Annotated in this window: 19 protein-coding genes; 13 read left to right on the top strand and 6 right to left on the bottom strand. The window is 73.5% G+C overall.

Translation table 11 applies throughout. The features are described from left to right. Positions 1-49: 49 nt before the first annotated feature. The 7 genes from DAI17_RS05755 (at position 50) to DAI17_RS05725 (ending at position 6732) form a co-directional block, all read left to right on the top strand. The gene (locus DAI17_RS05755) at positions 50-730 is read left to right on the top strand and encodes a hypothetical protein (RefSeq protein WP_199904960.1); all 681 of its coding nucleotides are present in this window, start codon (positions 50-52) and stop codon (positions 728-730) included. A gap of 11 nt (positions 731-741) precedes the next feature. After that, a complete protein-coding gene (locus DAI17_RS05750) occupies positions 742-1278 on the top strand; it encodes a SigE family RNA polymerase sigma factor (RefSeq protein ID WP_234412262.1) in 537 nt (178 codons plus the stop codon). A 35-nt stretch (positions 1279-1313) separates the two neighbouring features. Beyond that, complete coding sequence (locus tag DAI17_RS05745; RefSeq protein ID WP_107771955.1) at positions 1314-1895, top strand: GNAT family N-acetyltransferase; 582 nt, start codon at positions 1314-1316, stop codon at positions 1893-1895. 62 nt (positions 1896-1957) lie between these two features. Continuing rightward, entirely contained in the window at positions 1958-3184 is a 1227-nt protein-coding gene (locus DAI17_RS05740) for a S1C family serine protease (RefSeq protein ID WP_107771954.1), read from the top strand. Positions 3185-3273: 89 nt separating this feature from the next. Further along, positions 3274-4425, top strand: a complete 1152-nt coding sequence (locus DAI17_RS05735; protein ID WP_107771953.1) for an acyl-CoA dehydrogenase family protein — start codon at positions 3274-3276, stop codon at positions 4423-4425. 1 nt (position 4426) lies between these two features. Next, positions 4427-5581, top strand: a complete 1155-nt coding sequence (locus DAI17_RS05730) for an acyl-CoA dehydrogenase family protein (protein ID WP_107771952.1) — start codon at positions 4427-4429, stop codon at positions 5579-5581. Continuing rightward, a complete protein-coding gene (locus tag DAI17_RS05725) occupies positions 5581-6732 on the top strand; it encodes an acyl-CoA dehydrogenase family protein (protein WP_107771951.1) in 1152 nt (383 codons plus the stop codon). The genes DAI17_RS05730 and DAI17_RS05725 overlap by 1 nt, the downstream gene beginning before the upstream one ends. Here DAI17_RS05725 and DAI17_RS05720 read toward each other — a convergent pair. Further along, a complete protein-coding gene (locus DAI17_RS05720) occupies positions 6716-7981 on the bottom strand; it encodes a PucR family transcriptional regulator (RefSeq protein ID WP_159081368.1) in 1266 nt (421 codons plus the stop codon). The two genes, DAI17_RS05725 and DAI17_RS05720, sit on opposite strands and share 17 nt — an antisense overlap. A 148-nt stretch (positions 7982-8129) precedes the next feature. Here DAI17_RS05720 and DAI17_RS05715 point away from each other — a divergent pair, with 148 nt between their 5' ends. From DAI17_RS05715 to DAI17_RS05695, 5 genes are read left to right on the top strand one after another with little or no spacing between them, the layout of a single operon-like run. After that, entirely contained in the window at positions 8130-8891 is a 762-nt protein-coding gene (locus tag DAI17_RS05715) for an ABC transporter ATP-binding protein (RefSeq protein ID WP_234412261.1), read from the top strand. Beyond that, entirely contained in the window at positions 8891-9595 is a 705-nt protein-coding gene (locus DAI17_RS05710; protein WP_107771948.1) for an ABC transporter ATP-binding protein, read from the top strand. The genes DAI17_RS05715 and DAI17_RS05710 overlap by 1 nt, the downstream gene beginning before the upstream one ends. A gap of 19 nt (positions 9596-9614) precedes the next feature. Beyond that, positions 9615-10493 carry a branched-chain amino acid ABC transporter permease gene (locus DAI17_RS05705; RefSeq protein WP_107771947.1) on the top strand — a complete coding sequence of 293 codons (879 nt, stop codon included), beginning with the start codon at positions 9615-9617 and terminating at the stop codon, positions 10491-10493. Beyond that, positions 10493-11668 carry a branched-chain amino acid ABC transporter permease gene (locus tag DAI17_RS05700; RefSeq protein ID WP_107771946.1) on the top strand — a complete coding sequence of 392 codons (1176 nt, stop codon included), beginning with the start codon at positions 10493-10495 and terminating at the stop codon, positions 11666-11668. The genes DAI17_RS05705 and DAI17_RS05700 overlap by 1 nt, the downstream gene beginning before the upstream one ends. Beyond that, positions 11665-12996 (top strand): ABC transporter substrate-binding protein, encoded by a 1332-nt coding sequence (locus DAI17_RS05695; RefSeq protein WP_107771945.1) that lies wholly within the window; start codon positions 11665-11667, stop codon positions 12994-12996. Before DAI17_RS05700 ends, DAI17_RS05695 begins: the two co-directional genes overlap by 4 nt. Positions 12997-13046: 50 nt before the next feature. Here DAI17_RS05695 and DAI17_RS05690 read toward each other — a convergent pair whose 3' ends face one another. The 3 genes from DAI17_RS05690 to DAI17_RS05680 form a co-directional block, all read right to left on the bottom strand. Further along, positions 13047-14477, bottom strand: a complete 1431-nt coding sequence (locus tag DAI17_RS05690) for a wax ester/triacylglycerol synthase family O-acyltransferase (RefSeq protein ID WP_107771944.1) — start codon at positions 14475-14477, stop codon at positions 13047-13049. A 140-nt stretch (positions 14478-14617) separates the two neighbouring features. Further along, positions 14618-15643 (bottom strand): GNAT family N-acetyltransferase, encoded by a 1026-nt coding sequence (locus DAI17_RS05685; RefSeq protein WP_107771943.1) that lies wholly within the window; start codon positions 15641-15643, stop codon positions 14618-14620. Further along, positions 15640-17334, bottom strand: coding sequence for an ABC-F family ATP-binding cassette domain-containing protein (locus DAI17_RS05680; protein WP_107772511.1), 1695 nt, complete (start codon positions 17332-17334; stop codon positions 15640-15642). The genes DAI17_RS05685 and DAI17_RS05680 overlap by 4 nt, the downstream gene beginning before the upstream one ends. Before the next feature lie 96 nt (positions 17335-17430). Here DAI17_RS05680 and DAI17_RS05675 point away from each other — a divergent pair, with 96 nt between their 5' ends. Beyond that, positions 17431-18699: an Nramp family divalent metal transporter gene (locus DAI17_RS05675; RefSeq protein ID WP_107772510.1), complete on the top strand. Its 1269-nt coding sequence runs from the start codon at positions 17431-17433 to the stop codon at positions 18697-18699. 3 nt (positions 18700-18702) lie between these two features. On the opposite strand, the gene DAI17_RS05670 is transcribed toward DAI17_RS05675, so the two are convergent. Both DAI17_RS05670 and DAI17_RS05665 read right to left on the bottom strand, forming a co-directional pair. Further along, positions 18703-19437, bottom strand: a complete 735-nt coding sequence (locus tag DAI17_RS05670; protein WP_107771942.1) for an N-acetyltransferase — start codon at positions 19435-19437, stop codon at positions 18703-18705. Positions 19438-19478: 41 nt separating this feature from the next. Next, positions 19479-20849, bottom strand: a complete 1371-nt coding sequence (locus DAI17_RS05665) for an FAD-dependent oxidoreductase (protein WP_107771941.1) — start codon at positions 20847-20849, stop codon at positions 19479-19481. Positions 20850-20900 lie beyond the last annotated feature (51 nt).

Here is a 20900-nt window from a genome sequence, read left to right as displayed (position 1 = left end):
AGTGGTGGCGCGGCCGACCGGCCGCTACCCGACCCGTCAAGGAGACGCCGTGACCACCACCCTCGAGCCCGGGACCGCACCGGGCACCACCAGTGCCTCGACCGGGGGGCGCTGGATCGCCGCCGGACTCGCGGCCGGCCTGGCCGGCGTCGTGTCGGTCGCCGCCAGCATGGGCACCGGGGCCGTGTACGAGCCGGACATCGCCGGCGACGCGCCGGCCATCGTCGACCGCCTGGCCGAGATGGTCGCACCGATCCTGGTCTTCCACGTGGCGACGATGGTGTCGGCGCTGCTCCTGGTCGTCTTCGCCGCCGGCCTGCACGGTGACCTGGCCCGGCGCCTGCCGGCGGGGAGCGTGCTCCCCGCGGTCGCGGCGTTCGGGCTGCTGCTGGTCGCCGTGACGCAGCTGCTCGGCTCGGGGCTCACGACCGAGTTCGTCTTCGGCGTCCAGGACCCCGAGCAGGTCGTGCCGGAGGCGGCCGTGTTCTTCGGGCACTGGATCGGCACCGTGCCGTGGCTGTGGGGCACGGCGGGACTCGCCGCGGTCGCCCTGGGGATGGCGTCCCGTCCGGGCGGGTACCCCCGCTGGATCGGCGTGCTCGGCTACGTCCTCGGCGGCCTGATGCTGCTGATCGCGGTGAGCCCGCTGCAGTACATGGCCGGCATGGTCGGTCCCGTGTGGCTGACGGTCACCGCGGTCGGCCTGCTGGTCTCGCGCCGGCGCCGCTGAGGAGCACGACCATGGAGCCCGACGTGGGGATGCGCCTGGAGCTCGCCGACTTCGTGGCGCTGCGGCGGCCGGCCCTGCTGCGCGCCGCCGTGGCGATCACCGGCGACGAGCACCGTGCGGAGGACGTCCTGCAGGCCGCCCTGCTGCGGGTGCTCCCCCACTGGTCGGAGATCCGGGACGCTGCCGCGGCGGAGGCCTACGTCCGGCGCGCCGTCCTCCACCAGCACATCAGCTGGTGCCGCCGGGCGGCCCACCGCCACGAGACGGTCCGCAGCGAGGTCCCCGAGCCCGCGGGGGGCGGGCTCGGGGACCAGGCCTGGGACCAGGCGCAGCCCCGCGGACGTCACAGCGACCTGTGGCGGCACGTGGCCGCCCTCCCGCCTCGCCAGCGCAGCACCGTGGCGCTGCGGTTCTACGAGGGACTCTCGGTCGCGGAGACCGCCACCGCGCTGGGCTGCTCACCCGGCACCGTCAAGTCCAACACCCACCACGCCCTGGCCCGCCTGCGGGCCGTGGTCGAGCGCGACGACCTCCCGGTCGCCGGCTGAGTCGACGGCCCCCTGCCGTCGGGAGAGGTCCTCCGATGCCCACCCCGCCACCACCCCCGCCACCACCCCCGCCTGCAGCCGCGCGCGCCGGCTGGCTGCCCGACACCTTCGTCCACCCCACTCGCGTCGAGGTCGGGCTGGGCCACCACCTGCGACCCGTCCGCGCCCAGGACGTGGACCTCGACATGGTGGCGGTGATGGGCTCGCGCGAGCGCCTCTGGCGCACCTACGGCGCCGCGTGGGGCTGGCCGCCGGCCTCGATGACCCGCGAGCAGGACCGCGAGGACCTGGCGCGCCACGCCGCGGAGATGGAGACCCACGAGTCCTTCAACTACGCCCTGCTGGACACCGACGAGACGGCCCTGCTCGGCTGCGTCTACATCGATCCTCCCCAGAAGGATTGGGGACAGGTGGCCGGAGCGGACGCGGAGATCTCCTGGTGGGTCGTCGACGAGTGCGTCGGCACCGAGCTCGAGGCCGCCCTCGACGCCCTGGTCCCCCGCTGGATCGCGGAGGCGTGGCCGCTGACGCGCCCGCGGTACGTCGGTCGCGACCTGACGTGGGACGAGTGGCTGGCCCTGCCGGACCTGACCGCCCCCGAGCCGCCTCGTGCCTGATCTGGGTGCCTTCCCAGCACGCTCTCAGCGCATGCACAGGTCCGTTGCGGACACTGGGATCCATGAGCACCACGCCTCCTCCCTACGAGCCCGGCCCGATGGGCAACCCCTACGCCGCCGCGCAGCCGACGACCCAGCCGACCGCACCGCCGCCAGCCCCGCCGTACGCCCCGCGGGCGCGGTCCAGGGGACGCGCCGGCCTCGCCGCCGCGGTGCTGGTCACGTCGCTGGTGGCGGGCGCGGGCGCCGGCTTCGGGGGCGCCGCGCTCTGGGACGGCACCCAGGACGGGACCTCCTCCTCCTCGACGCCCACGGCCACCACGCCCGTCATCGACCAGGGCGACACCCCCGCCGCGGAGGGCTCGGTGGAGGCCGTGGCCTCCGCCGTCCTGCCGTCCGTGGTCACCATCCGGGTCGCCGGCCAGCAGGGCGAGGGGTCCGGCTCGGGCATCATCCTCAGCTCCGACGGCACGATCCTGACCAACAACCACGTGGTGGAGGTCGCCGAGGGCGGCGGTGACGTCCGCGTCTACTTCGACGACGGGACGAGTGCCCCCGCCGAGATCCTCGGCACGGACCCGCTGACCGACACCGCCGTCATCCGGGCCGAGGGCGTCACCGACCTCACCGCCGCCACGATCGGGCAGTCGGCCAACCTCGACGTCGGCCAGGACGTCGTGGCCTTCGGCGCCCCGTTCGGCCTCGACTCCACGGTCACCAGCGGCATCGTCAGCGCGCTGGACCGGCCGGTCAACGTCGGGTCGGACAGCGAGGGCAACTCCACGACGTACCCGGCCATCCAGACCGACGCCGCCATCAACCCCGGCAACTCCGGCGGGCCGCTGGTGGACATGAGCGGCGCCGTCGTGGGCATCAACTCCTCCATCCGCACGGCCTCCCAGGGGGTCGGCACGCAGGGCGGCTCGATCGGCCTCGGCTTCGCCATCCCGATCGACGAGGTGATGCCGATCGTCGACCAGATGATCGCCGGCGAGACGCCGACCCACGCGCGCCTCGGCATCCAGGTCGGGGACGCGGGCACCGCTGCCGAGGGCGCCGCCGGCGCCCTGGTGCGGGAGGTCAGCCCGGGGTCGACCGCGGCCGACGCGGGCCTGCAGCAGGGCGACGTCATCACCCGTGTCGACGACCGGGCCATCACCGACGCGGACTCCCTCGTGGCCACGATCCGCTCCTACCGTCCCGGCGACGAGGTCGAGGTGACCTGGCAGCGCGACGGCGAGGAGCAGTCCGCGACGCTCGCACTCGACTCGGACGCCACCGAGGGCTGAGGCGGCGACTGGGCGCTGCGCACATCGCCCCGCGGGGCACGGCGAGACATGATGGGACCGCCCACCCGGCGACGACCCCAGGAGGTCCCGTGCAGCTCGAGCTGTCCCCCGAGGACGCCGCGTTCCGCGAGGAGATGCGCACGTTCTTCACCACCGAGTTCCCCCAGGAGATCCGCGACACGGTGCTGGAGGGTCGGCACCTGACGCGCGACCAGATCGTGGAGAGCCAGCGGGTCCTCAACAAGGCGGGCCTCGCCGTCCCGCACTGGCCGCAGGAGTGGGGCGGCCGCGGGTGGACCGACCTGCAGCGGCACCTGTGGCACGAGGAGATGCAGCGGGCCGGCGTCCCGGTGCCGCTGGCCTTCAACGCCTCCATGATCGGGCCGGTGCTCGCGCAGTTCGGCACCCAGGAGCAGAAGGAGCGGTTCCTCCCCGCCACGGCCAACCTGGACATCTGGTGGTCGCAGGGCTTCTCCGAGCCCGACGCGGGCTCCGACCTCGCCAGCCTGCGCACCACCGCCGTCCGCGACGGTGACGACTGGGTCGTCAACGGGCAGAAGACGTGGACGACCCTGGGCCAGCACGGCGACTGGATCTTCACCCTCGTCCGCACCGACCCGGAGGTGAAGAAGCAGGCCGGCATCTCGATGCTGCTCATCGACATGACCCTGCCCGGGGTCGAGGTGCGTCCCATCGAGCTGATCGACGGCGGCCACGAGGTCAACGAGGTCTGGTTCACCGACGTCCGGGTGCCCGGGGACCTGCTGGTCGGCGAGGTCAACGGCGGGTGGACGATCGCCAAGTTCCTCCTCGGCAACGAGCGCGTCGGCGTCGCCCCGGTGGGAATCACCAAGCGGGCGCTGGCGACGCTCAAGGACAACGCCGGCGACCGACTCGACGACCCGCTCGTGCGCGCCCGGGTCGTGGAGCTCGAGAACCAGCTGCTCGCCCTCGAGCTCACCGCGCTGCGGGTCGTGGCGCACTCGGCCGGCGGCGAGCCGCACCCGGCGTCGTCGGTGCTCAAGCTCACGGGCACCGAGCTCCAGCAGGCCGTGAGCGAGCTCGCGGTCGACCTCGCCGGTCCCGCGTCGATCGCCTCCGGCGCCGACGAGGACTCCCCGCTGCCGGGCTGGGCGCGACGCAGCGCCCCCACCTACCTCAACCTCCGCAAGGCGTCGATCTACGGCGGGTCCAACGAGATCCAGCGCCAGATCATCGCCCGCTCGATCCTGGGACTCTGACATGGACTTCACCTACGACGACGAGCAGCAGGCCCTGCGCGAAGCAGTGCGGGGCCTGCTCACCAAGCAGTACGGCGACTACGAGGTGCGCCGCCGCACCACGGCCACCGAGCCCGGCTTCGACGAGGACCTGTGGCGCCGCCTGGCCGAGATGGGCGTCCTCGGGCTGCCCTTCGCCGAGAGCGACGGCGGGGTCGGGGCCGGCCCGGTCGAGATCGGCATCGTGTGCCGCGAGCTCGGCCGGGTGCTCGCCCCCGAGCCCTACCTCACCGGCGTCGTGCTGGCCGGCGGGCTGGTCTCGGCCGCGGGCAGTCCCGAGCAGCGCGCCGAGGTGCTCGGCGCGGTCGCGGCCGGCGAGCGGGTCCTGGCCGTCGCCCACGACGAGCCCGAGGGCCCACGGTGGACCACCGCAGCCCCGGGAACGACCGCGACGCAGGAGGGTGACCGGTGGCTCCTGACCGGCACCAAGGACCCGGTCCTGCACGGCGCCCGCGCCGACCAGGTCGTCGTCACCGCGACCCTGCCCGACGGCGGCACGGGGCTCTTCCTGGTCGGCGCCAACTCCGACGGTGACGCGCCCGACCGCACCGGCTACGCGACGTACGACGGGGGGCGGGCCGCGCGGATCGTCCTCGACGGCACCCCCGCCGTGCCCCTCGGCGACCCCACGACCGACCGTTCCGGGACCCTGGCCACGATGCTCGACCTGACCCGGGTGATGGCGGCCAACCAGGCGCTGGGCGTCATGCAGGCCCAGCTGGCGGCCACGACGTCCTACCTCACCAGCCGCAAGCAGTTCGGCGTCACGCTCAACCACTTCCAGGCGCTGACCTTCCGCGCGGCGGACATGTACGTCTCCCTCGAGCTGACGCACAGCATCGTGGACTGGGCGACGATGACCATCGCCACCGGCGACCGCGACGCGCTCGCCGACGCCGCGGCCCGGTGCGCGCTGCAGACCAGCCGCGCGTCGCGGCACATCGGCCAGGAGGCCATCCAGCTGCACGGCGGCATCGCCATGACGGCGGAGTACTCCGTGGGCACCGCCACCGCGCACCTCACGGTGCTCGACCACCTCTTCGGCGACGGCGACCACCACCTGCGCGCCCTCGCCGAGGGCGTCACCGACCACGACACGCTGGAGGCGCTGGGCTGATGGACCTCTCCCTCTCCGACGAGCAGCAGGCGTTCCGCGACCTCGCGCGCAGCTTCCTGGACAAGGAGGCCGTCCCGCACCGCACGCGGTGGGACCGCGAGGAGGCCGTCGACCTGGCGATCGTGCCGAGAATGGCCGAGATCGGCTTCTTCGGCCTCACCATCCCCGAGGAGTACGGCGGCCTCGGCGGCGACTACGTCACCTACGCGCTGGCCATGGAGGAGCTCGGCCGGGCCGACTCCGCGCTGCGCGGCATCGTGTCGGTCAGCAGCGGGCTGGTCGGCAAGTCGATCCTCTTCTTCGGCTCCGAGGAGCAGAAGCAGGAGTGGCTCCCCCAGCTGGCCTCCGCGAGCCGGCTCGGCTGCTTCGGGCTCACCGAGCCCGACACCGGGTCCGACGCCGGCAACCTGACCTCGCGGGCGACCCGCGACGGGGACGACTGGGTGCTCAACGGCCAGAAGCTCTTCATCACCAACGGCACCTGGGCCGACGTGGCCCTGGTGTTCGCGCGCACCAGCGACGACGGACCGCGCGGCGTCACGGCGTTCCTCGTGCCGACCGACTCCCCCGGCTTCGAGGCCCGCGAGATCAAGGGCAAGCTCGGCCTGCGCGGCCAGGCCACCGCCGAGCTCTTCCTGTCCGACGTCCGCGTCCCGTCCTCGGCGGTGCTGGGCGAGGTCGGCCAGGGCTTCAAGATCGCGATGAGCACCCTGGACAAGGGCCGCCTCGCCGTCGCCGCGGGCTGCGTCGGCATCGTCCAGGGCTGCCTGGAGACGTCGGTGGAGTACGCCACCTCCCGCACCCAGTTCGGCAGGCCGATCGCGTCCTTCCAGCTCGTGCAGGACATGCTGGCCGACATCTCCGTGGACGCCGATGCCGCGCGGCTGCTGGTGTGGCGCTGCGCCGACCTCGTCGACCGCGGCGAGCCGTTCGGCACCGCGGCCTCCAAGGCCAAGCTCTTCGCGTCCGAGGCCGCCGTGCGGGCGGCCAACAACGCCATCCAGGTGCACGGCGGGGCCGGGTACGTCGACGACTACCCCGCCGCGAAGTACCTGCGCGACGCGCGCGTCATGACCCTCTACGAGGGCACGTCGCAGATCCAGAAGCTGCTGATCGGGCGGGCCGAGACCGGCATCAACGCGTTCGTCTGACCGCCCCTGCGGCAGCGCGGGCGGTGACGGCCAGCCAGAGCAGCATCTTGTCGCGCGGGTCGGTCAGGTTGCGCCCGGTCAGGCGCTCGATCTGCTTCATGCGGTAGATGACCGTGTTGCGGTGGCAGTAGAGCTCCGCGGCGGCGTGCGTCGGTGAGCCGTCGTGCGCCAGCAGGGCGCGCAGCGTGGTCACCAGCGTCTCGGCCTGCGGGTGCTCCAGCAGCTCGCCGAACGCCTCCGCGACCAGCAAGGGCGTCACGTGCGAGTCGCCGGCGAGCAGCACCTCCGGCAGGCGGTCGGTGACCCCGACCACGCCGCGCTCGCCGGGGGACAGCGTCTCGGCGGCGCGGAGCGCGAGCTGGAAGGCGGTGCCGAACCCGGCGATCCCGCCGGCGCTCCCCGCGACCGCGACCCGGCCGGCCGCCACCGGGGCGAGCAGCTCCACGAGCAGCGCCTCGTCCGGGAGGGCGCCGGAGACCAGCCCGTAGGCCGCGCCCGACCGCACGTGCCAGTGCGAGACGAGGGCCCGGCGGTCGAGCCGGTCCTCGACGGGTCCGACCAGGTCCGCACCCTCACCCCCCGAGCCGTCGGAGCCGCCGGGACCGCCGGGACCGCCGGGGAGCACGACGACGCACGCGACCGCGTCGCCCGCGGCCACGCCGAGGGCCGTCCGGGCGTTCGCGGCGAAGGTGGGGTCGCCGCCCCGACCGTCGACCAGCCCGTCGAGGACGGTCTGCTGGCGCTGCTGGTCGCGACGCTGCACGCGGTCGCGCTCGCGGTGGTAGGCCTCGATGAGCACGGCGTTCTGCACGTCGAGGTTGGCCCAGACGCCCCGGGCCGCACCCAGGAGGTCGGCGTCCGGGACGTGCTCGTGGGTCGTCGCGGTCTCGGTCAGCGCCTCCCACAGGACCCGGGCGCCCATCGTGTAGGCGTTGAGGACCAGCTCCAGCGGGACGCCCTGTCGGGCCCGGCGACGGCCGGTCTCCCGCCAGAGCTCCACCGCGGGGGCGGTGTCGCTGCCGACCCCGGAGAGGGTGAGGAGGCCGCGTCGGATGTGCTCGCGGCAGCTGTGGCGCACGTCCTCGGGCAGGTGCGGGCTGATGGTGCGGTAGGCGTCGAGGTCCTTGGCCAGGAGGCGCGAGGAGATCACGTCCGCGATCTCGTCGGAACGGTGTAGCACGAGCCGCCAGGCACGGGCCACGGGATCGGGGTCGACCGCTGAGCGCACACCGTCATCGACCCGAGTCACGGGACCACCGTCGCACTCCCCGCACACACAACGCCAGCACGGTGGAGAAATCGGAGCCAGATCTTGTGCGGTCCGCCCAATGTGCTCCGCGCCCATGGTGACCAGAGTGGTGCGCATCACATCTCGGACCCGGAGGTCAGACGCACTCGTGACCGAACTCGAGCTCAGCGGCATCACCGTCACCTTCGGGGGGCTCACCGCGCTGCAGGACGTCGGACTCACCGTCGGCCCCCGCCAGGTGCACGGGGTGATCGGTCCCAACGGTGCCGGCAAGACCACCCTGTTCAACGTCGCGTGCGGCTTCGTCCAGCCCGACCGTGGCGACGTCGTGCGCCGCGGGGAGCGGATCGAACGCCTGCGCCCCACCGACCTGCCCCGACTGGGGATGGCCCGCACCCTCCAGGGGCTCGGCCTCTTCGACCGGATGACCGTGCTCGACAACGTGATGGTGGGGGCCGACCGTCACGCCCGGTCGGGCTTCCTCGGCTCGCTGCTGGCCCTCCCCCGGGCCGGCGCCGACGAGCGGGCCCTGCGGGACCGGGCGCTGCACGCGCTCGACGACCTGGGCGTGGCGTCGTACGCCGATCGCTACCCGCCGAGCCTGCCCTACCCGATCCGCAAGCGGGTGGCGCTTGCCCGCGCGCTCGTCTCCGAGCCCGACCTGCTGCTCCTCGACGAGCCCGCCAGCGGGCTCTCGTCGGCGGAGATGGAGGAGCTCGGCGACCTGGTGCGCGCCCTCACCGAGCAGATGTCGGTGCTGCTGGTCGAGCACCACATGGACCTGGTGATGCGCGTCTGCGACGAGATCACCGTCCTGGACTTCGGCCGGGCGATCGCGCACGGCACCCCCGACGAGGTCCGCAACGACCCGGCGGTGCTCGCGGCCTACCTCGGGGAGGACGTCCACTGATGCTGACCCTCACCGGACTCTGCGCGGGCTACGGCCCCGTCACCGCCCTCGAGGACGTCTCGCTCACCGCCCGGGAGGGGGAGATCACCGCCGTCCTGGGCGCCAACGGCGCCGGCAAGACCACGCTGCTGCGGACCGTCTCGGGCCTGCACCGCGCGCGCAGCGGCGACATCGACCTGGCCGGCACCCGGCTGGACACGGTGGCCGCCGAGCGGATGCCCCGCCTCGGCCTCGCCCACGTCCCCGAGGGCCGCGGGGTGATCACCGAGCTCACCGTCGAGGAGAACCTCCGCCTCGGCGGCCTGGGCCGCGGCGGCCGGGTCTCGACCTCCGACCTGGCGCGGATCACCGACCTCTTCCCGGTGCTCGGCGACCGCAGCGCCGCACTGGCCAGCACGCTCTCGGGCGGCGAGCGGCAGATGTTGGTGATCGGCCGCGCGCTGATGGCGCGGCCGACCATGCTCCTGCTCGACGAGCCCTCCCTCGGGCTGGCTCCCCGGATCGTGGCCCAGATCTTCGGGCTCGTGCGCACCCTCGTGCGCGAGGAGGGCCTGAGCGTGCTCCTCGTCGAGCAGAACGCCCGCAGCGCCCTCTCGGTCGCCGACCACGGCGTCGTCCTCAACCTCGGCCGCGTGGTCGCCGACGCCCCCGCCGACGAGCTGGCCGGGGACGACCAGCTCCGCCACGCCTACCTCGGATTCTGACCCCGGACCAGGAGCCCCCGTGCAGCAGTTCCTCAACACCGCCCTCACCGGCCTGACGCTCGGCATGGTCTACGCGGCCTTCGCCCTCGCGCTGGTGCTGATCTGGCGCTCGACCCGCATCGTCAACTTCGCCCAGGCGCCCATGGCGATGGTGACCACGTTCGTCGCGCTGGTCGTGATCGACGCCGGCCACAGCTACTGGCTCGGCTTCGTCGCCGCCCTCCTCTCCGGCCTGGTGCTCGGCGCCTTCCTCGAGCGGGTGGTGATCCGGCCGGTGGAGGGCAAGGCCGAGATCAACGCGGTGATCCTCACCCTGGGCCTCTTCATCGTCCTGCACGCGCTGGCCGCCGTGGTCTTCGGCAACCGCTACCGCTCCTTCCCGGCGCCGTTCGGGCTCGAGGGGATCACGGTCGGCGGCACCACCATCGCGCTCAACGGCTTCGGCATCTTCACCATCGTCTCGGTGCTGGTCGTGATGGGCCTCCTCGTGGCCCTCTTCCGCTTCACCGACGTCGGCCTGCGGATGCGCGCGTCGGCGTTCAACCAGGAGGTCGCACGGCTGCTCGGCGTCAAGGTCGGCGCGATGCTCACCCTCGGCTGGGCGCTGGCGTCGCTGGTCGGCTCGCTGGCCGGCCTGCTGATCGCCGGCGGCGGCCTGGTCCACCCGTCGTACATGGACTCGGTGGTCGTCTTCGGCTTCGTCGCGGCCGTCCTCGGCGGGCTGGACAGCCCGCTGGGGGCGGTGGTCGGCGGGCTCATCCTCGGCGTCTCGCTGAGCTTCGTGAGCGGGTACGTCGGCAGCCAGCTCGTCGCCCTCGCGGCGCTGGTGATCCTGATGCTGGTCCTCACCCTCAAGCCCGGCGGGCTCTTCGCCCAGGCCGCGGAGCGGAGGGTCTGATGCGCGCGCGGATCTCCTCGCTGCGGGACCACGTCCTGGCCCGCCACCTCGCCGCCGCCCTGCTCGGCCTCGTGGTCGTCGTGATGGTGCTCGAGAGCGTCTCGGACTACCGCAACACCCAGCTGGCCTCGATGGCCTACCTCGGCATCGCCGCCGGCGGCCTGACCGTCCTGACCGGCCTCAACGGGCAGCTCTCCCTCGGCCACGGCGCCCTGATGGCCATCGGCGCCTACACCTCGGCGCTGCTGCTCCCCGACAACGAGTCGTCCCTCCCCCTGTCGGTGGTCGTCCTCGTCGCGGTGGTGGTCACCCTGGCGGTGGGCGCCGCCGTCGGCCTCGCCGCCGCCCGCCTCCACGGCCCCTACCTCGCCGGCGCGACGCTGGCGCTGGCCGTCGCGGTCCCCGGCATCGCCCTCTACTTCAAGGAGACCCTCGGGGGCGAGCAGGGCCTGCGGGTGGTGATGCCCGACATCCCGGTGTGGGTGCTGGACGCGGTCTTCTTCGTGACCGGCCAGGACCTCACCCGCTCCCGCTTCACCGCGTACGTCGCGTGGCTGACGCTCATCGTCGTCTTCGTCCTGCTCGCCAACCTCGGCGCCGGCCGGACGGGACGCCGCTGGCGGGCGGTGCGCGACGACGAGGTCGCCGCCGAGCTGGCCGGGATCGACCTGGGCCGCGCCCGGGTCTCCGCCTTCATGGTCAGCGCGGCCGCTGCGGGTGCCGCCGGCGCCATCCTCGCCTTCACCGTCAAGCTGGCCGCACCGAGCGCCTTCACGCTGACCCTCAGCCTCACGCTGCTCGCCGCGATCGTGCTCGGCGGCCTCGGCAGCCTCGCCGGGGCGCTGATCGGCGCCGCGCTGCTGACCTTCCTGCCCAGCGTCGTGACCGACATCGGCACCGACGCCGGGCTCAGCGACATCCAGGCCGCGGAGCTGGCGCCGCTCGTCTACGGGCTGGTGATGGTCGCCGTGATCCTGCTCGCCCCCGCCGGCATCGTCGGGTCGCTGCGCGGCGCGCTGCTGCGCGCCCGTGCGCGTCGTCGTACGCCCGCGAGCGCCGAGCCCCCTGCCACCGGCACCACGTCCGGCACCGGCACGACCACCGACCCCCACGCGGACACCACCGAGACCGCCGGCACCACCCCTGCCACCACATCGAAGGGAACAGCATCATGACGAGACACATCCGGGGCACCGGCCCACTGGTCGCCACGCTCGCCGCGGCCCTCGCGCTCACGGCGTGCGGCGCCGGCGGACGCGACTCCTCCGACGGCGAGGCGGCCGCCGCCGACCCGGGCGTCACCGAGGACACCGTCACCATCGGCGGCACCTTCCCGCTGACCGGCGTCGCCGCTCCCGGATACTCCGAGATCCCGACGGGCGCGCAGGCCTACTTCGACTTCGTCAACGAGCAGGGCGGCGTGCACGGGCGCCAGATCGACTACATCGTCAAGGACGACGGCTACAACCCGACCAACACCAGCACGGTCACCAACGAGCTGGTGCTCAAGGAGGAGGTCTTCGCCACCGTCGGGTCGCTGGGCACGCCCACGCAGGCCTCGGTCGCCGACTACCTCAACGACGAGGGCGTCCCGCAGCTGATGGTGTCGTCGGGGTCGCTCCAGTGGGGCGACGACGTCGAGAACCGCCCGATGACCTTCGGCTGGCAGCCCGACTACGAGATCGAGGGCAAGATCATCGGCCAATGGGTGGCGGAGAACATGCCCGACGCCAAGGTCGGCCTGTTCCTCCAGGACGACGACCTGGGCGAGGACGCCGAGAAGGGTGTGCGGCAGTTCGTCGACGACCAGATCGTCGCGGTCGAGCGCTACACCTCCGGCAACACCGACGTCGCCCCGCAGATCTCGGGGCTGCAGGCCGCCAAGGCCGACCTGGTGCTGGCGTTCAACACTCCCTCCTACACCGCGCTGAGCCAGCTGGTGGCGCTCAAGACGGGCTACAAGCCGAAGTGGTTCTACGCCAACATCGGCTCCGACCCGGCGCTGGTCGGCTCGCTGCTGGAGCGATTCTCCGAGGGCGCCGTCGCGGGCAGCTCCTCGGCGCTCGACGGCGTGCTGACCACCGAGTACATCCCCGGCATCGACAGCCCCGAGGACCCGTGGGTGCAGCTGTGGCAGAAGGTGTGGGACGAGCACGGTGAGGGTGGCGAGCTCACCAACTACCGGATCTACGGCATGTCCCAGGCCTATGCGTTCGTCCAGGCGCTCGAGGCAGCCGGCGAGGACCTCACCCGCGAGGGCCTGGTCGAGGCCATCGAGGAGCAGGGCGCCGACTGGGAGGGCCCGCAGCTCGCGCCGTTCCGCTACAGCGCCGACAGCCACATGGGCATCGCCGGCGTCCGCGTCGTCGAACTCAAGGGAGGCAAGGGCGAGGACCTCACCGACGTCCTGGTGACCGACATCGGCGAGGACGCCGAGATCACCACCGACGACTCCGGCCAGGCCGACGACGCACCGCCGGAGAGCGGCGTCCCGACCAGCTGAGCGAGCCAGGACGGCCCCGACCCCCGCACGTGCGAGAAGGGTCGGGGCCGTCAGCGCGTCCGGCTGGCGTCCTCGCTGCCGCGTCCTGTCCCGGGCGCCTGCCGCGACACCGCGACGAGCTCGGCGAGGGAGGCGGCGATCCCGTCGGCGAGCACCTGGAGGTCGGGCGCCGTGTCGTAGTCGCCGGTGAGCCCGAAGGTGAGCGTGTCGCGGTAGGAGAACATCGCCACGCCGATCCGCACCCGGTCCGCGATGGGGACGTAGGGCAGCATCGCCTGGGCCTCGCGACCGAGCGCGTACAGCGTCGTGCGCGGACCCGGGACGTTGGTCGTCACCGTGGCGATGTGCCGCTGCGGCAGTCGCAGTCCCAGGCGGATCCCCCACGCGACCGGCGGGAACGGGGCGATCTCCGCAGCCGCGGTGACGCTGCCGCCCGCCTCGGGCTCGCGCCCCTCGCGCAGGTCGCGGACCCGGTCCCGGACGGCCGTCAGCCGCTCGACCGGGTCGGCGAGCTCCACCGGGAGGTAGGGCAGCATCAGGGAGACCCGGTTGTCGGGGATCGACTCGGCGCCGGGCTCGCGCGTCGAGACGGGGACCAGCGAGCGCAGGGCGTGGGCTCCGGGCTCCTCCCCCCGCGACATCAGCAGCACCCGGAACCCGCCGCTCACCGCGGCCAGGGCGACGTCGTTCACCGTGACGCCGTGGCGCCTCCGCACCACGCGCACGTCCTCGAGCGAGACGTCCGTCCAGGTGTAGCGCCGGCTCCCCTCGAGGGGGCCGGTCAGTGAGGTGTGCTCGACCGGACGCAGTGCCGGGACCATCGTCACCAGGCCACGTGCGGTCTCGCGGGCGGTGCGCGCGAGCCGTCGCGGGTCCGTGAGGGAGGTGACCACGGCGCGGGCGACCGTGACCGGCGACGTCGCGAGCTGCCATGCCGCGCCCGCCGCCGCGGCCGTCCTCGACGGGGGCGCGGCAGGCGTCCAGTCGTCCGGGACGGGGGGACGCGGCGTCGGGGTCGGGTCGAGCACCAGCTGGTAGATGTCCGTGCCGGAGACACCGTCGGCGAGGCTGTGGTGCAGCTTGGACAGCAGGCCCCAGCGCCCGTCGGCGAGCCCTTCGCAGAACCAGTACTCCCACAGCGGGCGGTCCCGGTCCATGCGTCGTGACATCACCCGGCTCATCAGGCGGCCGATCTCCTCCGGCCCCCCGGGTGCGGGCAGGGCGGTGTTGCGCACGTGCCACCGGATGTCGAAGCCGGGGTCGTCGACCCAGCCCGGCGCCGAGAGGCCGAACGGGACGGTCGCCAGCTTCTGCCGGTAGCGCGGGATCAGGGGGAGGCGTCCGGCGATGTGCGCCACGAAGTCCTCGAACGAGGGCGCCGGCCCCTCGAAGACGGCCATCGACCCGATGGCCAGCGACGCCCGCGGGTCCACGTCCTCCGCGTCGAGGAAGGCGGTCGCCAAGGGGGTCAGGCGTTCCATCGCGGGTCTCCTCCCGTGCCGGCGTCCTTCCCAGTCTCGGCGGACCCGAGGCCCGGCAACAGCGCCCTTCGACCTCGCCCCGTGGGGCCGATGGACCTCTCCGGGCCGGTCGCACGCCGGTCCGGTCGGGCCGAGCCCGGTCAGTCCAGGCGCTTCTGGAAGTCCCCGAGCCGGGCCACCGGGACGAAGCCCATGGCCTCGTTGACGCCGATCATGTGGGCGTTGACCTCGGCGTTGTAGGTGGTCAGCCGGGTGACGTCCGGCCGCTCGCGCTGGAGGAGCCGCAGGTTGGCCACCTTGACCGCGATCCCGAGCCGGTGGCCCCGGTGCTCGCCCCGGACCAGCGTGCCCCACTGGTAGGCCCGCCCCGGCTCGTGCACCGTGGTGGCCAGGTCGGAGTAGGCCACCACGACGCCGTCGGCGTCCAGGGCCACGGTGTTGTACTTCGTCCGGCCCTGCCGCTCCAGCACCGCCTCCCGCTCCCGGACCGCCGCGGCGCTGACCGCCTCCGGCTCCAGCTCCAAGTCGCCGGTCGGCGCCTGGGTCGCCAGGCTGGACGTCACCTCGGCCCAGCCCTGGAGCAGCTCGTCGGGGACCGGTCCCGCCCACGACCGGAGCGTGTACGCCGCGTGGGCGCGCGCCGCCTCCCGCGCCAAGCGGTCGAGCACCTCCTCGGCCACGGGCAGCCGCAGCTCGCGCTGCACCTCCGAGAGCGCGAGCGACCAGCCACGGGCCGCCGCGAGGCCGGGCCCGGACGCTCCCGTCCCGTCGGACCCCGCGTCGTACGGCCAGGAGGCGAGCGCGGTCAGGACCCGGCGGCCACGGGCGCGTGCCTCGTCCTCGAGGTGGGCGAGCATCGCCGAGGCGTGGCCGCGCCGCCGGTGACCGGGCAGGACGTGCACCGTGAGGTCGGCCAGCTCGAGGTTGTCGAGCAGCGGCGTGCGCATCCAGCCGGTGGCCACGGTCTCGCCGTCGACCAGGCCCGACCAACCGCCGCTCCACGAGTGCGAGCCGCGGTCGAGCATCAGGGCGCGCACCTCCTCCCGCTGCCACACGCCCGCGGCGTCGCCGAGCTCGTGACGCTCGGCGGCGGCGTAGGCGCGGTGCCAGGCGGCCATGGCGGCGTCGTCGGAGGCGTCGAGCTCGCGGATCTCCAGCTCGCTCATCGGGCGCGGGCCACCCGGCCCTCGTCCCAGACGGGACCGTCGGACTCGTAGACCTCGCCGTCGGCGCCGTAGACCAGGAACCGGTCGAAGCCGCGCGCGAACCAGCGGTCGTGGGTCACCGCGAGCACCGTGCCCTCGAACGCCTCGAGGCCCGCCTCGAGCGCCTCGGCGCTCTGCACGTCCAGGTTGTCGGTGGGCTCGTCGAGCAGCAGGAGGGTCGCTCCGCTCAGCTCGAGCAGCAGGATCTGGAAGCGCGCCTGCTGGCCGCCCGAGAGCGAGTCGAAGGTCTGCTCCCCCGCGTGCGCGAGCTCGTAGCGGTCCAGCACCCGGCTGGCCTGCTCGCGCCCCATGCCGGCCCGGCCCTGACCGGCGGGCAGGCCGTCGCCCCGGTGCAGGATGTCCAGCAGCGTCCGCCCCCGCAGCTCGGGGTGGTCGTGGGTCTGCACGAACCAACCGGGTCGCACCCGGGCGCCGAGCTTGGCCTTGCCGGTGTGCGGCACCGGCGCGGGCGGGTCGCCGACGGGGCGGTGCTCGACGTCCGGGTCGCTGCCGCCGGCCGCCAGCAGGCGGAGGAAGTGCGACTTGCCGGAGCCGTTGGACCCCAGGACGGCGACCCGCTCGCCGTACCAGACCTCGAGGTCGAAGGGCTTCATCAGCCCCGTGAGCTCGAGGTCCGTGCACACCACGGCGCGCTTGCCGGTGCGACCGCCCTTGAGGCGCATCGTCACCTGCTGCTCGCGCGGCTGCTCGGTCGGCGGGCCCGCCTCCTCGAACTTGCGCAGCCGCGTCTGGGCGGCGCGGTACTGCGAGGACATGCCGTCGTTGTACTCGGACTTGATCTTGAGCCGCAGCACGAGCGCCTTGATCTTGGCGTGCTCCTCGTCCCACCGGCGGCGCTGCTCCTCGAAGCGGAGGAACCGGTCCTCGCGCGCCTCGTGGTAGCTCGCGAAGCCGCCGGGGTGCGTCCACACCAGGTTGCCGGCCGCGCCGAGCTCGACGGTGACGATGCGGGTCGCGGTGTTGGCGAGCAGCTCCCGGTCGTGGCTGATGAACAGGATCGTCTTGGGCGACTCGCGGATCCGCTGCTCCAGCCACATCTTGCCCGGCACGTCGAGGTAGTTGTCCGGCTCGTCGAGCAGCAGCACCTCGTCGGGGCCGCGCAGGAGGTACTCGAGGACCAGCCGCTTCTGCTCGCCCCCGGAGAGGGTGGACAGGGAGCGGTGCCGGGCGCGGTCGTAGGGCAGCCCCATCGCGGCGACGGTGCAGGTGTCCCAGGTGACCTCGAGGTCGTAGCCGCCGGCGTCGGCGTACTCCGCCAGCGCCCCGGCGTAGCGCATCTGCGTCGCCTCGTCGTCGGTCTCCATCAGCGCGAGCTCGCACGCGTCGACCGCCTCCGCGGCGGCCCGCACCCGCGGCGGGGCGACGCTGAGCAGCAGGTCGGCGACGGTCTCGTCCATGCCTCCGTGGCCGACGAACTGCCGCATCACGCCCAGCCCGCCCGAGCGCGTCACGGCGCCGAAGTGCGGGACCAGGTCACCGGTCACGATCCGCAGCAGCGTCGTCTTGCCGGCCCCGTTGGCGCCCACGAGGGCGACCTTGGCGCCGTCGCCGACCCGGAAGCTGACGTCGTCCAGCAGTACTCGTCCGTCGGGCAGCTCGTAGCGCACTCCCGACACGTCCACATGTCCCACGCGGGCCATTGTCCGCGACCGGCGGCGCCGGGGCCACGCGTTAAATCCCGCGCCCGGAGTGTCGGAGGTGGTCTGGACCACCCTAGGGTGTCGGTCATGTCCGTCCAGAACCACGCAGCCACGTCCACCGTCCCCAAGTGGCGCATCATCGGCCCGGGGCTCGTCGTGGCCGCCACCGGCGTCGGTGCCGCCGACCTCGTCGCCACCCTCATCGCCGGCCAGAAGTTCGGCTACACCCTGCTCTGGTGCGTGGTGGTCGGCTGCCTGATGAAGATCGTGCTGGTCGAGGGCGCGGGCCGCTACTCGCTCGCCACGGGCCGCACCATCTTCGAGGGCTGGCGCTCGCTGGGCCGCTGGACGACCTGGTACTTCGGCCCCTACATCGTGGTCTGGGGCTTCGTGTACGGCGCCGCCGCGATGGCCGGCACCGGGCTCGCGCTGGCGGGGCTCACCGGGGCCCTGTCGGTCACCTGGTGGGGCATCCTCTCCGGCCTGATCGGCCTGGCCCTGGTGTGGACGGGCCGCTACAGCACCTTCGAGAAGGTGCTGGCCGCCCTCGTCGGGCTGATGTTCGTCACCATGGTCGGCGCCGCGCTGCTCACGCTGCCCAACGTCCCCGAGCTGCTGACCGGCCTCGCCCCCCGCATCCCCGACGGCGGCCTCGTCAACACCCTCGCGCTCGCCGGCGGCGTCGGCGGCACCATCACCCTGGCGGCCTACGGCTACTGGCTGCGCGAGAAGGGCTGGTCCACGCCGTCGTACATGCGGGTCATGCGCATCGACAACACCGTCGCCTACGTCGTCACCGGCATCTTCGTGCTGGCCACCCTCATCGTCGGCGCCGAGCTGCTCTACTCCGGCAGCGTCGCCATCGAGAGCGGCGACCAGGGCCTGCTCGACCTCTCGGTCGTGCTGCAGGACCGGTACGGCGAGTGGGCCGGCAAGATCTTCCTCGTCGGCTTCTGGGCGGCGGCGATGTCCTCGCTGGTCGGCGTCTGGAACGGCGTCTCGCTGATGTTCGCCGACTTCATGACCAACCTGCGCGGCGGCACCAGCGAGGACGCGGACGCTCGCGCCGGTGGCAAGTGGTACCGCGCCTACATCCTGTGGCTGACCTTCCCGCCGATGGTCATGATGTTCCTCGGCAAGCCGGTCTGGCTGATCCTGGCCTACGGCGTGCTGGGCGCGTTCTTCATGCCGTTCCTCGCGGTGACGCTGCTGTGGCTGCTCAACACCGACCGCACGCCGGCGCAGTGGCGCAACAAGCTGCACTCCAACGTGCTGATGGCGATCATCGCGGTCGCCTTCGTGGCGCTGTGCGTCAACGAGGTGCGCAAGGTGGTCGGCCCGTACCTCTTCGGCTGAGGCTCACGCCCCGGTGGGGTGCCTGACCCACACGTTGGGCTCGACGTAGACGGCCGTGCCGTGCTCGGTGTCGCAGAGCACCGGCACGAGGGCCTCGGGCACCTCCACCGGGCCGGTGCGGTCGAACGGCAGGCCGGTCCACTCCCGCCACTCCGCGACCGTGCCCGGGATGACCATCGAGCGCGGGGCGACCCGGTCGATGCGCCCGCCCGCCCGCACGTGCACGCGCAGCCAGGGGTCGACGGGCAGGCCGTCGTCGCGGGTGCGCGCGGCGTACGCCTCCATGGGCTCGTGCAGGTCGGTCTTGCCGTTGGGCCGCACGGGCGCGAGCAGCTCGGGGAAGCCGAGGCGACCGGCGTTGTCGCGCAGTGCGGCGACGATGCGCCCCGACAGGCCCGTCCCCTGGAGGTCCGGCCGGATGGCGATCTCGACCGCGGAGACGGCGTTCGGCTCCTCCCGCCACAGCCGGGTGAGCAGGCCGCTGCGGATCGCGGCGTCCCAGCCCGCGTCCGGCAGCTCGTCGCCGTCGAGCCGGAAGGGCACCGAGTGCGCCTTGGCCACCATCTCGCCGTCGGCGTCGAGGCAGACGAGCACGAACTCGGCGAACTCCTCCAGCGACGCGTAGTAGCCGTTGCCGATCGGGTCGTGCTTCATGAACTCGGGCCACGACGTCTCCATGTCCCAGAAGACGTCCATCAGGGCAGGCCGCTCGGCGAGGGTCACGATCTCGAGGTCCACGCCTCCATCCTCACCCGGCGCGCAACCGATTTCACGGGAGCTCAGAGACGCTCGGCCACGCGCCGGGCGGCCACCTGCAGCACGTCCCACGCGGTCGCGAAGGGTGGCGCGTAGGCCAGGTCCATCCAGGCCAGGTCGTCGACGGTGCCGTCGTGCCACAGGACCGCGGCGGCGGCGTCGATGCGCTTGCCGGCCCCGCGTCCGCCGACCACCTGCACCCCCAGCAGCCGCCGGGTGCGGCGGTCGGCCATCACCCACAGGGCGATGGGGTCGGCCTCGGGCATGTAGCCGCTCGCCGTCGACCCCTCGGTCACCAGGGTGACCGGGTCGTGGCCGGCCGCCACCGCCTCGTCGTGGCCGAGGCCGGTGCGCGCGATCTCGAGGTGCACGCCCTCGGCGGCGAAGCGGGTGATCGAGGTGTCCACCACCCCCGGGAAGGCCAGGTCGCCCCCGGCCAGGCTGTCGCCCAGCGCCCGCCCGTGCTTGTTGGCGTGCGTGCCGAGGGGCCGGAAGACCCAGCGGTCGTCGAGGCGTCGTCGTACCTCGCAGCAGTCGCCGGCCGCCCAGACGTGGTCGGCCACCCGGCCGTGCGCGTCCGGGCGCAGGGCCCCGTCCTCGGTGAGCTCGATGCCGGACCCGGCCAGGAAGCCGGTCGCGGGGCGCACCCCGATGGCCAGCACCACGAGGTCGGCCTCCCGGCTGCCGCCCTCCCAGGTCACGCCGCAGACGCGGTCGCCGTCGAGCTGGAGACCCGTGACCTCGACACCGAGCACGACCTCCGCGCCGGCGTCGCACAGCCCGATCGCGACCCGCTCGGACATGTCCTCCTCGAGGAGCGCCAGGCCGCGGCCGCGGGTCAGCAGGGTCACGCCGAGCCCGCGCCGCAGCGCCGCCTCGGTGACCTCCACCCCGATGTAGCCGGCCCCCACGACCACCACGTGCGCGCCGTCGCCCGCCTCCTCGAGCCGTTGCAGCCAGGCCGCCCCGTCGTCGAGGGTCTTGACCGGTCCGACCATCGGGTGGGGCGTCCCGTCGGGCCGCAGCGCCCAGTCCGGCACGATCGCGGGGGCCCCGGTGGCGACCACCAGCTCGTCGTACGGGAGGGACTCACCGCCCGCAGTGGTGACGGTGCGGCCCTCGAGGTCCGCCGCGACCACCTCGGTGCCCAGCCGCAGGTCGATGCCGGCCTCGCGGTGCTGCGCGGCCGTGCGCGCCACGAGGTCGTCGCCACCGTCGACGTCACCGGCCATCCAGTAGGGGATGCCGCAGGCGGAGTACGACGTGTGCCTGCCGCGGTCGAGCACCGTGATCGCCAGCTCGCGGCCGGTGCGGCGCGCGGTGCGCAGCGCCTGGTGCGCGGCCGACATGCCGGCGGCGTCGGCGCCCACCACGACCACGCGAGTGACACTCATGCGCGTACTCGCTTCGTTCCGTGCGCGCACGAGGCGCGAGTCGCACGGGGC

This window comes from Nocardioides sediminis (assembly GCF_003047295.1).
Lineage (GTDB): Bacteria > Actinomycetota > Actinomycetes > Propionibacteriales > Nocardioidaceae > Nocardioides > Nocardioides sediminis.
Note: the sequence above shows the minus strand (reverse complement) of the source record. Positions and strands in the feature narration are given on the sequence as shown.

Coding starts and splice junctions, on each gene's coding strand:
- DAI17_RS05750 (WP_234412262.1), top strand. CDS start 742: ATGGAGCCCGACGTGGGGATGCGCCTGGAGCTCGCCGACTTCGTGGCG.
- DAI17_RS05690 (WP_107771944.1), bottom strand. CDS start 14,477: ATGGAACGCCTGACCCCCTTGGCGACCGCCTTCCTCGACGCGGAGGAC.
- DAI17_RS05710 (WP_107771948.1), top strand. CDS start 8,891: ATGCTGACCCTCACCGGACTCTGCGCGGGCTACGGCCCCGTCACCGCC.
- DAI17_RS05695 (WP_107771945.1), top strand. CDS start 11,665: ATGACGAGACACATCCGGGGCACCGGCCCACTGGTCGCCACGCTCGCC.
- DAI17_RS05725 (WP_107771951.1), top strand. CDS start 5,581: ATGGACCTCTCCCTCTCCGACGAGCAGCAGGCGTTCCGCGACCTCGCG.
- DAI17_RS05675 (WP_107772510.1), top strand. CDS start 17,431: ATGTCCGTCCAGAACCACGCAGCCACGTCCACCGTCCCCAAGTGGCGC.
- DAI17_RS05730 (WP_107771952.1), top strand. CDS start 4,427: ATGGACTTCACCTACGACGACGAGCAGCAGGCCCTGCGCGAAGCAGTG.
- DAI17_RS05700 (WP_107771946.1), top strand. CDS start 10,493: ATGCGCGCGCGGATCTCCTCGCTGCGGGACCACGTCCTGGCCCGCCAC.
- DAI17_RS05665 (WP_107771941.1), bottom strand. CDS start 20,849: ATGAGTGTCACTCGCGTGGTCGTGGTGGGCGCCGACGCCGCCGGCATG.
- DAI17_RS05740 (WP_107771954.1), top strand. CDS start 1,958: ATGAGCACCACGCCTCCTCCCTACGAGCCCGGCCCGATGGGCAACCCC.
- DAI17_RS05745 (WP_107771955.1), top strand. CDS start 1,314: ATGCCCACCCCGCCACCACCCCCGCCACCACCCCCGCCTGCAGCCGCG.
- DAI17_RS05685 (WP_107771943.1), bottom strand. CDS start 15,643: ATGAGCGAGCTGGAGATCCGCGAGCTCGACGCCTCCGACGACGCCGCC.